Source organism: Pseudomonas tensinigenes, from assembly GCF_014268445.2.
Taxonomy (GTDB): domain Bacteria; phylum Pseudomonadota; class Gammaproteobacteria; order Pseudomonadales; family Pseudomonadaceae; genus Aquipseudomonas; species Aquipseudomonas tensinigenes.
The window spans coordinates 4,982,226-4,995,000 of record NZ_CP077089.1 but is presented as its reverse complement, the minus strand read 5'-3'; the positions used below and the strand labels follow the sequence as shown (position 1 = coordinate 4,995,000).

At 60.6% G+C, this 12,775-nt stretch carries 11 protein-coding genes; 8 read left to right on the top strand and 3 right to left on the bottom strand.

The annotated features are described in order from the left end of the window. A complete protein-coding gene (mnmC, locus tag HU718_RS22045) occupies nucleotides 1–1,980 on the bottom strand; it encodes a bifunctional tRNA (5-methylaminomethyl-2-thiouridine)(34)-methyltransferase MnmC2/FAD-dependent 5-carboxymethylaminomethyl-2-thiouridine(34) oxidoreductase MnmC1 (protein WP_186613801.1) in 1,980 nt (659 codons plus the stop codon). Between the two features lie 171 nt (nucleotides 1,981–2,151). On the opposite strand from mnmC, the gene pap reads away from it, so the two are divergent. Next, the gene (gene pap, locus HU718_RS22040; RefSeq protein ID WP_186613803.1) at nucleotides 2,152–3,666 is read left to right on the top strand and encodes a polyphosphate:AMP phosphotransferase; all 1,515 of its coding nucleotides are present in this window, start codon (nucleotides 2,152–2,154) and stop codon (nucleotides 3,664–3,666) included. A gap of 103 nt (nucleotides 3,667–3,769) precedes the next feature. Then, nucleotides 3,770–4,954: a thiolase family protein gene (locus HU718_RS22035; protein ID WP_186613805.1), complete on the top strand. Its 1,185-nt coding sequence runs from the start codon at nucleotides 3,770–3,772 to the stop codon at nucleotides 4,952–4,954. A 139-nt stretch (nucleotides 4,955–5,093) separates the two neighbouring features. Here the strand turns inward: HU718_RS22035 and HU718_RS22030 are convergent, their stop codons facing one another. Further along, nucleotides 5,094–5,288 (bottom strand): DUF6316 family protein, encoded by a 195-nt coding sequence (locus HU718_RS22030; RefSeq protein WP_150706502.1) that lies wholly within the window; start codon nucleotides 5,286–5,288, stop codon nucleotides 5,094–5,096. A gap of 211 nt (nucleotides 5,289–5,499) precedes the next feature. On the opposite strand from HU718_RS22030, the gene HU718_RS22025 reads away from it, so the two are divergent. Further along, a complete protein-coding gene (locus tag HU718_RS22025; protein ID WP_186613808.1) occupies nucleotides 5,500–6,459 on the top strand; it encodes a DMT family transporter in 960 nt (319 codons plus the stop codon). 138 nt (nucleotides 6,460–6,597) lie between these two features. Here the strand turns inward: HU718_RS22025 and HU718_RS22020 are convergent, their stop codons facing one another. Next, nucleotides 6,598–7,992, bottom strand: a complete 1,395-nt coding sequence (locus tag HU718_RS22020) for a class II fumarate hydratase (protein ID WP_007908383.1) — start codon at nucleotides 7,990–7,992, stop codon at nucleotides 6,598–6,600. Nucleotides 7,993–8,185: 193 nt separating this feature from the next. Between HU718_RS22020 and HU718_RS22015 the strand changes: the two genes are divergently transcribed. The 5 genes from HU718_RS22015 to HU718_RS21995 all read left to right on the top strand — a co-directional run bounded on the left by HU718_RS22015 (nucleotide 8,186) and on the right by HU718_RS21995 (nucleotide 12,587). Continuing rightward, a complete protein-coding gene (locus HU718_RS22015; protein WP_186613810.1) occupies nucleotides 8,186–8,707 on the top strand; it encodes a DUF2059 domain-containing protein in 522 nt (173 codons plus the stop codon). Nucleotides 8,708–8,719: 12 nt separating this feature from the next. After that, nucleotides 8,720–9,025 (top strand): BolA family protein, encoded by a 306-nt coding sequence (locus HU718_RS22010; RefSeq protein WP_034155304.1) that lies wholly within the window; start codon nucleotides 8,720–8,722, stop codon nucleotides 9,023–9,025. A gap of 163 nt (nucleotides 9,026–9,188) precedes the next feature. Then, nucleotides 9,189–10,130, top strand: a complete 942-nt coding sequence (gene trhO, locus HU718_RS22005) for an oxygen-dependent tRNA uridine(34) hydroxylase TrhO (protein ID WP_150706499.1) — start codon at nucleotides 9,189–9,191, stop codon at nucleotides 10,128–10,130. Nucleotides 10,131–10,165: 35 nt separating this feature from the next. Next, nucleotides 10,166–10,768, top strand: a complete 603-nt coding sequence (locus HU718_RS22000) for a DsbA family protein (RefSeq protein WP_186613962.1) — start codon at nucleotides 10,166–10,168, stop codon at nucleotides 10,766–10,768. Continuing rightward, complete coding sequence (locus tag HU718_RS21995) at nucleotides 10,761–12,587, top strand: ABC transporter ATP-binding protein (RefSeq protein ID WP_186613812.1); 1,827 nt, start codon at nucleotides 10,761–10,763, stop codon at nucleotides 12,585–12,587. Before HU718_RS22000 ends, HU718_RS21995 begins: the two co-directional genes overlap by 8 nt. Nucleotides 12,588–12,775 lie beyond the last annotated feature (188 nt).

Genomic DNA, 12,775 nt, shown 5'->3' with positions numbered 1-12,775 from the left:
TTATCGGCCGCGTATCAACTCACGCAACGCAAATCGGTTGGGGTGGCAGGCCTCGGCCACGCTTCTGGGCAGGGGCAACGGCTCATCGTTCAGCCAGGCGGCGAGCAATTCGCCGGACAGCGGCGCGGTGATCAGACCGCGCGAGCCATGACCGCTGTTGACGTATAAGCCGTCGAGCCAGGGGCAGGCGATGTCCGGCACTTGCCGGGCATCCTTGCTCAATACCGCGTATGCCTGGATGAAAGCGCCGCGGTCGGCCAGCGGACCGACGATCGGCAGGTAGTCCGGGCTGGTGCAGCGGAACGCGGCGCGCCCCTCAAGGTTGTCGACATCCTGCTCGCTGATGGTCAGGCGCGCGACCAGATCAGCGGAGATCTCAGCAAGCATTGCCAGATTGCCCTGGTGTTCGGCGGTGGTCGGGGTGAGGTCATCACTATTGAAGTCGAAACTGGCACCGAGGGTGTGTTCGCCCAATCGTGCAGGGGCGACGTAGCCTTCAGCGCAGACGACTGTAGCCAATCCCTGGCTCTGTTCGGTCTGCACCAAACGGGTGATCTGCCCACGAATGCGCTTGAGTGGCAGTTCGGCGCTTTGCGCAAAACGCTTGATCTCGGCAGCACCGGCCAACACGACTACGGGGGCACTGGCGAGTAGGCATTCGCCGTCGAAGGCTTGCCACTGATCATCGACCTTGCGTATTTCCAGCACTTCGCGATGACTGAGCAGTTCGATGTTTGGCTGCGCCGCTTGCGCCTGACAGAGCGCGGGCGGATGCACCCAGCCACCTTCGGGGTAGAACAAGCCGCCATGGGCCAGACCGACACCGGCGCGGGCCTGCGCCGCGGGCTGATCAAGCCATTGCAACAGATCTTCCGGGAAGGCTTGCGCCAATTGCGCGTGGCGCTCGGCTTCCTTGGCATTGAATGCCAGTTGCAGCACGCCGCAGTCGTCCCAGTCGGTGCCGCGTTGCAGGGTTTCCAGCAGGCGTCGGGTGTAACCGAAACCGCTGACAATCAGCTGCGACAGCGCCGTGCCATGGGCGGACAGTTTCAGGTACAGCACGCCCTGTGGATTGCCCGAGGCTTCTTGCGCCACGGCTGCATGGCGTTCGAGCAATGTGACCTGCCAGCCGCGAGCCGCCAGACTGGACGCCGTAGCACATCCGGCGAGACCGGCGCCAATCACCAGCGCTCTACGTTCAGCCGCGATCAGTGCAGGCCGAGCGAACCAGGGTTTTTCCGGCGCCGGCGGCGTCACCTCCGCCGGCCAGCCGAGGAACTCGCCCCGGAGGATTTCCCACTTGTGGCCGATGCCTGGCGTGCGTTTCATTTTGAACCCGGCGGCGTTGAGCAAGCGGCGCACCCAACCGGTGCTGGTGAAGGTGCTGATGGTCGAGCCGGGTGCCGCCAGTCGCGCCAGTTCGACGAACAGTTCGGCGGTCCACATGTCGGGATTTTTCGCCGGAGCAAAGCCGTCGAGAAACCACGCATCGATCTGCGCATCGAGCTGCGGCAGTTGCTCCAGTGCATCGCCGATCAACAGCGTCAGCGTCACGCGGCCGTTGGCCAGAGTGATGCGCTGAAAACCGGCATGGATCGCCACGTAATGGCGCAGCAACTGATCGGCCAGCGGCTTGAGTTCCGGCCACAAGGCCAAGGCCCGCTGCAAGTCTGCCGGGCTCAGCGGGTATTTTTCGACGCTGACAAAATGCAGCCGAGCACCGGCGACGGCGTGTTGCTCGAACAACTGCCAGGCACAGAGAAAATTCAGCCCGGTGCCGAAGCCGGTTTCACCAATAACCAACCGACCGCTTGCCGGCAACGCCGCAAAGCGCTCGGCCAGACGGTTTTGTTCGAGGAACACATAACGGGTTTCATCCAGACCTGATTTGTCGGAAAAATACACGTCATCGAAGACCCGCGAACGCGGGCGTCCCTGGTCATCCCAGTCGAGTTGGGCGTGGGGCAATACGGCTTTCATGGCAGGCTCGGCAACGACAAGGCGGCCATTCTAGCCGATCGCGCAGGCGTTGCTTGATCCATGGCAAGGCTTGTCGCCGAGACTGGCGGACAATCCGCCACCCGCGGGAATTTCTGCGCCGCTGCTGTGCCCAATCCGCTAGTCTTGCTGAATCCTGGAAGGAGCCGTCCTATGTTTGAATCCGCTGAAATCGGTCACGCCATCGACAAAGACACTTATGAGGCGGCCGTCCCGGCATTGCGTGAAGCCTTGCTCGAAGCCCAGTTCGAATTGCAGCAGCAGAAGCGTTTTCCGGTGATCATTCTGATCAACGGCATCGAGGGTGCGGGCAAGGGCGAGACGGTAAAATTGCTCAACGAGTGGATGGACCCACGCCTGATCGAAGTGCGCACCTTCGATCAGCAGACTGATGAGGAATTGTCGCGGCCACCGGCGTGGCGCTATTGGCGGATGCTCCCGGCCAAGGGGCGCATGGGGATTTTCTTCGGCAACTGGTACAGCCAGATGCTGCAGGGCAGGGTGCACGGCTTGTTCAAGGATCCGCGTCTGGATCAGGCGATTGCCGGCGCCGAGCGTCTGGAAAAGATGCTCTGCGATGAAGGCGCGCTGCTCTTCAAATTCTGGTTTCACCTGTCCAAGAAACAGATGAAGGCCCGGCTCAAAGCGCTGGCCGATGACCCGCTGCACAGCTGGCGCATCAGCCCGCTGGACTGGCAGCAGTCGGAGACCTACGACAAGTTCGTCAAATACGGCGAGCGCGTGCTGCGCCGTACCAGCCGTGATTACGCGCCGTGGCATGTGATCGAAGGCGCCGACGCCAACTACCGCAGCCTGGCGGTCGGCAAGATTCTCCTCGAAGGTTTGCAAAATGCGCTGAAGCGTCCGGACGTACATCCCCACGATGTCAGCGCCGCGCCGCTGGGCACGCCGGTCGATCAGTTGAACCTGCTCGACAGCCTCGACCTGACCCAGCGCCTGGAGAAGAAAGACTACGAAGAACAACTGATCACCGAGCAGGCGCGCCTGTCCGGGTTGATGCGCGACAAACGTATGCGTCGCCACGCACTGATCGCGGTATTCGAAGGCAACGACGCGGCAGGCAAGGGCGGGGCGATCCGTCGGGTCGCGGCGGCGCTCGATCCGCGCCAGTACAACATCGTGCCGATTGCCGCACCGACCGAAGAAGAAAGAGCCCAGCCGTATTTGTGGCGTTTTTGGCGGCACATTCCGGCGCGTGGCAAGTTCACCGTGTTCGACCGCTCCTGGTACGGCCGGGTCTTGGTCGAGCGGGTCGAAGGCTTCTGCACGCCGGCCGACTGGCTGCGCGCCTATGGCGAGATCAACGATTTCGAAGAGCAATTGGCTGACGCCGGCGTGATCGTTGTGAAGTTCTGGCTGGCCATTGATAAAGACACGCAGATGGAGCGTTTTCAGGCGCGCGAAGAGATCCCGTTCAAGCGCTTCAAGATCACCGAAGACGACTGGCGCAATCGCGACAAGTGGGACGCCTATCGCGCCGCCGTGGGCGATATGGTCGACCGCACCAGCTCGGAGATCTCGCCATGGACGCTGGTCGAAGCCAATGACAAGCGCTGGGCGCGGATCAAGGTGCTGCGCACGATCAACCGCGCACTCGAAGACGCTTTCGAGAAATCCGACAAGCGTGCGAAGAAACACAAGGACTGAACCGATACACGCGCATACGCGGGGTGAATGATTGTCGCGGTGGTTGATGCGGTGGACTTATGCTCAGGTCCACTCTCAACTGACCACAACAATGAGGTATGCCATGCGTGAAGTGGTGATCGTCGACAGCGTGCGGACTGGCCTGGCCAAATCCTTTCGCGGCAAGTTCAACCAGACCCGTCCCGATGACATGGCGGCTCATTGCGTCAACGCCCTGCTTGAGCGCAACGACATCGACCCGGCCAGCGTCGAGGATTGCATCGTTGGTGCAGGCTCCAACGAGGGCGCGCAGGGCTACAACATCGGCCGTAACGTCGCGGTGCTGTCGCGTCTGGGCACCGGCACTGCCGGCATGACTCTCAACCGTTTTTGCTCCTCAGGCTTGCAGGCGATTGCGATTGCCGCCAACCAGATCGCCTCGGGTTGCAGCGATATCATCGTTGCCGGCGGCGTCGAGTCGATCAGCCTGACGATGAAAAGCGTCAACACCGATCACCTGATCAACCCGCTGCTCAAACAGCAGACGCCAGGCATCTATTACACGATGGGCCAGACCGCCGAAGTGGTCGCGCGACGTTATGGCGTCAGCCGTGAAGCGCAGGATCGTTATTCATTGCAGAGCCAGATCCGCACTGCGCAGGCTCAGGCCGCCGGGTTGTTCAATGATGAAATCGTGCCGATGGCGGTCAAGTATCGCGTCGAGGACAAAAACACCGGTGAAGTGCAGATTCTCGATGGCGTGGTGGATCGCGACGATTGCAACCGCCCCGACACTACTTATGAAAGCCTCGCCGGGCTGAAGCCGGTGTTCGCCGAGGACGGTTCGGTAACGGCGGGCAACTCGTCGCAACTGTCCGACGGTGCCTCGATGACCTTGGTGATGAGCCTGGAAAAAGCCCTGCAACTGGGCCTCAAGCCGAAAGCGTTTTTCCGCGGCTTCACCGTGGCCGGTTGCGAACCGGACGAGATGGGCATCGGCCCGGTGTTCTCGGTGCCGAAACTGCTCAAGGCGAAAGGTTTGCAGGTGGCGGATATCGACTTGTGGGAGCTGAACGAGGCGTTTGCTTCGCAGTGCCTGTACAGCCGGGATCGACTGGAGATCGATAACGACAAGTACAACGTCAACGGCGGCTCGATTTCGATTGGTCACCCGTTTGGCATGACCGGATCGCGGCAGGTCGGGCATCTGGTGCGGGAGTTGCAGCGGCGTAATTTGCGTTATGGGATCGTGACGATGTGTGTGGGCGGGGGAATGGGCGCGACGGGGTTGTTTGAGGCCGTTCGCTAAGCACTGACCTGTTTGGTGTCTGATCTACCGCTTTCGCGAGCAGGCTCGCTCCCACAGTGGATCTTCAGTGAGCACCTATTTTGGGTACACCAGAGATCCAGTGTGGGAGCGAGCCTGCTCGCGAAGGGATCGACCGGGTCTACCGGTTGGAATCCAGCAGATGCATCCGCGCGATGTAGGCCTTTATTTGCTGCTCAGCGATTTCATGACTATCGAAAGGCCCTTCAAGGGTATTTTCCCGAGTGCTGAAAAACAGTTCGCCATTGACCCGGCACACCCGCTCGCTGCGAAAGTGCATTTCGGGGGCGTTGTCGCGGGCGCGCATTCCTAACATGAGCGGTCTCCTTGGCTGAAGCGCTGAAAGGGGATCCAATGAGCTTATGCCTGAAGCACTTGGCTCGCCCGCCCAGCCGATCAACGGCGCCGCGTCAATTTAATGCTGCGACCTGCACAGTTTCATTCGCGTCCTGGCCTTAACTGTCCCTGTGTGCCGATCCAGGGCGCGCCTAGAATGAGCGCACTTGTCAGCAGGCTTTGGGGTTTCCATGCACATTTCATCCGGTCGCTGGGTTTACGGCTTGTTCCTGGCGCTGCTGACCGCGTTTCTATGGGGCATCCTGCCGATCAAACTCAAACAGGTCTTGCTGGTGATGGACCCGATCACGGTGACCTGGTTTCGTCTGCTGGTGTCCGGCGGCTGCCTGTTCATCTATCTGGCGGCGGTAAATCGCCTGCCCAGCCGCAAAGTGCTTGGGCCCAAGGGTGGCTGGCTGGTGTTGATGGCGGTACTCGGGCTGGTCGGCAACTATGTGTTGTACCTGATGGGTCTCAATTTGCTCAGCCCCGGCACCGCGCAACTGGTGGTGCAAATGGGTCCGATCATGTTGCTGATCGCCAGTCTGTTTGTGTTCAAGGAACGCTTCAGTATCGGTCAGGGCATTGGCTTGGCGGTGCTATTGATCGGTTTTGTGCTGTTCTTCAATCAGCGCCTGGCGGAGTTGTTGACGTCATTGTCGGATTACACCGAAGGCGTGTTGCTGGTGCTGTTGGCGTCGACGGTGTGGACCTTCTATGCGCTGGGCCAGAAGCAATTGCTGACGGTGTGGAATTCGCTGCAGGTGATGATGGTGATCTATCTGTTCTGCGCAATATTGCTGACGCCGTGGGTGCATCCGCTCGAAGCGCTGAATCTGAGTCCGCTGCAGGGCTGGCTGTTGCTGGCGTGCTGCATGAACACGTTGATTGCCTATGGCGCATTCGCTGAGGCGCTGGCGCATTGGGAGGCGTCGCGGGTCAGTGCGACGTTGGCGATTACGCCGTTGGTGACGTTTGGCGCGGTGGCGATTGCGGCCGGGATCTGGCCGGAATATGTGCATGCCGAGCAGATCAATGGGTTGGGTTATGGCGGGGCGGTGCTGGTGGTACTGGGGTCGGCCCTGGTGGCGTTGGGGCCTTCGTTGATTGCCGGATTGAAGGCGCGGCGGATGAAGGTGGCGGCCAGTTGAACCGCGCCGCTCCCATTCGCGAGCAGGCTCGCTCCCACATTTGAACGCATTTCCAACACGAGAATGCGGTCCACTGTGGGAGCGACGGTGCGACGATTCGACCTGCTCGCGAAGACGGGCTTTCAGGCGCTACAAATCTCAGCCCTTGGCGCCAGCCTCGATCATATTCTCCGGCCGTACCCACGCATCAAATTCTTCATCGGTCAGATAGCCCAACGCCAACGCCGCCTCACGCAAGGTCAGCCCTTCGCTGTAAGCCTTCTTGGCAATCTCCGCTGATTTGTCATAACCAATGTGCGGATTCAACGCCGTCACCAGCATCAGCCCACGTTCCAGGTGTCGGGCCATGACTTCTGCGTCCGGCTCAAGCCCTGCGATGCAGTGCTGCTGGAAGTTACTGCAACCGTCGGCAAGCAAGCGAATCGATTGCAGCAGGTTGTGGATGATCACCGGTTTGAACACGTTCAACTGCAAGTGACCCTGACTCGCGGCAATGCCGATCGTCACATCGTTGCCCAGCACCTGACAGGCCAGCATCGACAGCGCTTCGCACTGCGTCGGGTTGACCTTGCCCGGCATGATCGAGCTGCCCGGCTCATTCGCCGGCAGGCGTACTTCGGCAAACCCGGCGCGTGGGCCGGAGCCGAGCAGACGCAGGTCGTTGGCGATTTTCATCAGCGCCACGGCGAGGGTTTTCAGCGCGCCGGAGAGGCTGGTCAGCGGTTCGTGGCCGGCGAGGGCGGCAAACTTGTTCGGCGCAGTGACGAATGGCAGACCGGACAGTGCCGCCAGTTCTGCGGCAATCGCCTCACCGAAGCCGTGCGGCGAATTCAGCCCCGTACCGACCGCGGTGCCGCCCTGGGCCAGTTCACACACCGCTGGCAGCGCCGCGCGGATCGCGCGTTCGGCGTAATCCAGCTGCGCGATAAAACCGGACAATTCCTGACCGAAGGTGATCGGCGTCGCGTCCATCATGTGCGTACGCCCGGTTTTCACCAGCTTCATGTGCCGCGCCGCCAGTTCAGCGAGGCCGCCGGACAACTCGGCAATCGCCGGCAGCAGTTGTTCCTGCACGGCTTGCGCGGTGGCGATGCTCATCGCAGTGGGGAAGCAGTCGTTGGAGCTTTGCGAGCGGTTGACGTGATCGTTCGGGTGCACCGGCGTCTTGCCGCCGCGCGGGTTGCCGGCCAGTTCGTTGGCGCGACCGGCGATGACTTCGTTGACGTTCATGTTGCTTTGGGTGCCGCTGCCGGTCTGCCAGACCACCAGCGGAAACTGGTCGTCGTGCTGACCGTCGAGGACTTCATCGGCGGCTTGTTCGATCAGGCGGGCAATGTCGGCGGGCAGGTCGCCGTTGCGGTCGTTGACCCGTGCGGCGGCTTTCTTGATCAGGGCCAAGGCGTGCAGTACCGGCAGCGGCATGCGTTCCTGACCAATGGCGAAGTTGATCAGCGAGCGTTGCGTCTGAGCACCCCAGTAGGCGTCGTCCGGGACTTCGATCTGGCCCAGGCTGTCGGTTTCGATACGGCTCATCGTGCACACTCCTGTTGGTCTGTTTGCGCAGTTTAGGCCCGGTCGGGCCCAGGTGGTTCCATCGAGCCGATTGTTGACCGGTAAAACCCGGCCAATCAAGCGCGGCAAGGCCCGGGGGTTGAGCCACGAGGTTTTTTAGGCGCAGAATGGTCGCCCTTGGGGTTTGACCTCGCTTTGCTTAAAAGGAAACTCGATGACTCGTCTTCGTGCCATCTGCACCGCGGTTGCACTGGTTTGCGCCAGCGGCCAGGTGCTTGCCGATACCGCCAGCCACAACGCCAGTGCCGAAGCTTTCCTGACCCTGGCCCACGCTGACAAGCTCGGCACTCCGGTGTACATGCAAGTGCAGCAAATGTTCGCTCAGCGTTTTGAGCAGACCAAAGCCCCGGAAGCCAAGAAAGCCGTGCTGGAAACCTACCAGGCCAAAGCCAACGCTGCGCTGGATCAGGCCATCGGCTGGAGCAAGCTCAAGCCTGACATGGTCAAGCTCTACACCACTAACTTCAGCGAATCCGAGCTGAAAGACCTGGTCGCGTTCTACCAGTCGCCACTGGGCAAGAAAGTCCTGGAAAAAATGCCGCAGCTGACTCAGCAATCGGCCCAGATGACTCAGGCCAAACTGGAAAGCGCCGTACCTGTCGTCAACAAGCTGCTTGACGACATGACCAAAGAGCTGGACCCGAAAGGCGCTGCTGCGCCGGCCAAGAAGAAGTAAGCGGAGTTCGTGATGACCATGCAACAACGCATCGAATCGACGCTGGCCCTGCTTCAGCCTGAGCATCTGCAAGTGCTGGATGAAAGCCATATGCACAGTCGCGGGTTGCAGACCCACTTCAAGGCTGTGGTGGTCAGCGCGCAGTTCGACGGCCTGAACCGGGTCAAGCGCCACCAGAAAGTCTACGGCACGCTCGGCGAGCTGATGGGCGAGTTCCATGCGTTGGCGCTGCACACCTACACCCCGCAGGAATGGGCAGAGATCGGCGCCGCCCCGGCGTCACCGACCTGTGCCGGAGGACGGCAGCCGCAAGCTTGAAGCGGCAAGCTGCAAGTTAAAGGCGAGTGTTCTTGGCTTGTCGCTTGAAGCTCGCCGCTTGAAGCTGCTTTTTTGCTAGAATCCGCAACGCGCCGCTCACCCGGCGCGTTTTTTTTTGAATCCGGTTCACCCTTTGCGAGGGTAGCCACCTGGAGAAATACCCATGACACAACCGATTGTCGTGGCGGCACTGTATAAGTTCGTCACCCTCGAAGATTACGTCAACCTGCGCGAGCCCCTGCTGCAAGCGATGGTCGACAACCAGATCAAAGGCACCCTGCTGATCGCCGAAGAAGGTATCAACGGCACGGTGTCCGGCAGCCGCGAAGGCATTGATGGCCTGCTCGCCTGGCTGAAGAACGACCCACGCATGATCGATATCGATCACAAAGAGTCGTACTGCGACGAGCAGCCGTTCTATCGCACCAAGGTCAAACTGAAGAAAGAGATCGTCACCCTCGGTGTCGAAGGCGTCGACCCGAACAAAAAAGTCGGCACCTACGTTGATCCGCAAGACTGGAACGCATTGATCAGCGACCCGGAAGTGCTGTTGATCGACACGCGCAACGATTACGAAGTATCGATCGGCACCTTCGAAGGCGCCATCGATCCGAAAACCACCAGTTTTCGTGAATTCCCTGACTACATCAAAGAACACTTCGATCCGGCCGTGCACAAGAAGGTCGCGATGTTCTGCACCGGTGGCATTCGCTGCGAGAAAGCCTCGAGCTACATGCTCGGCGAGGGCTATGAAGAGGTTTACCACCTCAAGGGCGGCATCCTGAAGTACCTTGAAGAGGTGCCTCAGGAAGAAACCAAGTGGCAGGGCGACTGCTTCGTGTTCGACAACCGCGTGACCGTGCGTCACGACCTCAGCGAAGGCGACTACGATCAATGTCATGCCTGCCGCACACCGGTCAGTGTTGAAGATCGCGCCTCCGAGCATTACGTCGCCGGCATCAGTTGCCCGCATTGCTGGGACAAACTGAGCGAGAAAACCCGCCGCAGCGCCATCGATCGGCAGAAGCAGATCGAACTGGCCAAGGCGCGCAACATGCCGCACCCGATCGGCTACAACTACAAGCAAGCATCCACCGAGGCTTAATCATGTCTGCACGCCTGCTCTATGTGATGGATCCGATGTGTTCGTGGTGCTGGGGATTTGCTCCGGTGGCCAAGGCATTGGTCGAGCAGGCGCAAGCAGCCGGGGTGGAGTTGCATCTGGTGGTCGGCGGTTTGCGCACCGGCAGCGGTTCGGCGCTGGAGCCGACCACGCGTCGTTACATTCTTGAGCATTGGCAAGCGGTCACCGAGGCCACCGGCCAGCCGTTCAAGTTTGACGGCGCGTTGCCTGACGGGTTTGTCTACGACACCGAGCCGGCCTGCCGCGCAATCGTCACCGCGCGCAGCCTGGCACCGGATTGCGCATGGACCCTGGTCGGGCTGATCCAGCAGGCGTTTTACGCTGAAGGTCGCGATGTCACCCAGGCCAGCGTGCTGGTCGAGTTGGCAGAAAAGGCCGGCGTGCCGCGCATCGAATTCGCTGCGTTGTTCGATCATGCCGATCAGCACAAAGCGACTCAGGCCGATTTCAGTTGGGTGCAGGATCTCGGCATCGCCGGTTTTCCGACCCTGCTCGCCGAACGCAACGGCCAACTGGCCCTGCTGACCAACGGCTATCAACCGCTCAGTGAGCTGTCGCCATTGCTCGGCCGTTGGCTGGAGCGTGCGGCCTGTGTCTGATCGGGCCGATGACACGCCAGCCGTAAAGCGTGTCGACCGGCTGAGCTGGGCAGAAGTCCGGCGACTGGCACTTACACACAAAAAATCCCTGTGGATCGCCAACGGCGTGGCTGTGCTGGCGACGTTGTGCAGCGTGCCGATCCCATTGCTGCTGCCATTGCTGGTGGACGAAGTCCTGCTCGGCCACGGCGATGCGGCACTGAAAGTCATGAACCATGTGCTGCCGACGATGTGGCAGCAAGCGGCGGGCTACATCGGTCTGATGCTGTTGGTCACCTTGACTCTGCGATGCGGCTCGCTGTGCTTTGGCGTGTTGCAGTCGCGCCTGTTTGCGCGCTTGGCCAAAGACATCGTTTACCGCATTCGCGTGCGCTTGATCGAACGCCTCAAACGCATTTCCCTCGGCGAATACGAAAGCCTCGGTAGCGGCACCGTGACCACGCACCTGGTCACCGACCTCGATACCCTCGACAAATTCGTCGGCGAAACCCTCAGCCGTTTTCTGGTGGCGATGCTGACGCTGGTTGGCACCGCGAGTATTCTGATGTGGATGCACTGGAAACTGGCGCTGCTGATTCTGCTGTTCAACCCGTTGGTGATCTACGCCACGGTGCAGTTGGGCAAGCGCGTCAAACACCTGAAGAAACTCGAGAACGACAGCACCTCACGCTTCACTCAGGCGCTGAGCGAAACCCTCGATGCGATTCAGGAGATCCGTGCCGGCAACCGTCAGGGCTTCTTCCTTGGGCGACTCGGTCTGCGTGCGCAGGAAGTGCGCAACTACGCGGTCAACTCGCAGTGGAAAACCGACGCTTCCAACCGCGCCAGCGGCTTGTTGTTTCAGTTCGGCATCGACATTTTCCGCGCGGCGGCGATGCTCACGGTGTTGTTCTCCGACCTGTCGATCGGCCAGATGCTCGCGGTGTTCAGCTACCTGTGGTTCATGATCGGCCCGGTCGAACAACTGCTCAACCTGCAATACGCCTACTACGCGGCGGGCGGGGCGCTGGCGCGGATCAACGAACTGCTGGCGCGCGCCGATGAGCCGCAATATCCCGGCGGCGTCGATCCGTTCAAGGGGCGCGACACCGTCGGCATTCAGGTGCAAGGCCTGAGCTTCGGTTACGGTGATGAACTGGTGCTGGATCAGCTGAATCTGTCGATAGCTCCCGGTGAAAAAGTCGCGATTGTCGGCGCCAGTGGCGGTGGCAAAAGTACCCTCGTGCAATTGCTGCTCGGGCTGTATACGCCAGTGTCCGGCAGCATCCGTTTCGGCGGTTCGACCCAGCAGGAGATCGGCCTGGACACGGTGCGGGAAAACGTCGCGGTGGTGCTGCAGCACCCGGCGCTGTTCAACGATACCGTGCGCGCCAACCTGACCATGGGCCGCACCCGCAGTGACGAAGCGTGCTGGCAGGCGCTGGAAATCGCTCAGCTCGAAGCGACCATCCGCGCCTTGCCCAATGGCCTGGACAGTATTGTCGGTCGTTCCGGTGTGCGCCTGTCCGGCGGGCAACGGCAACGTCTGGCCATCGCGCGGATGATCCTCGCCGAGCCAAAAGTTGTCATTCTCGACGAAGCCACCTCGGCCCTAGACGCCGCCACCGAATACAACCTGCATCAGGCCATGGCGCGCTTTCTCAATGGCCGCACCACGCTGATCATTGCCCACCGACTGTCGGCGGTGAAGCAGGCTGATCGCGTGCTGGTGTTCGACGGTGGTCAGGTCGCTGAAGACGGCGATCATCAGCAGTTGATCGCTGACGGTGGCCTGTATGCCAAGCTCTATGGTCACCTGCAGCAGATCCAGCGCCCTTGAGTTTCGTTCCGGTTTCTGTGCTTAGTGCTTGAATTGCATTGAGTAAACTCAACCGGAACGTTCAAGCAGACCAGCCATTTGCACAATCGACCTAGAGGACGGCAGAGCTGTCCCTTTGACTTGTCGAAAATTAGCCTAGGCTGAGCTGTCAGGAGCGGGATTTTCCGGTGTTCATCTGGCAGTGCTTG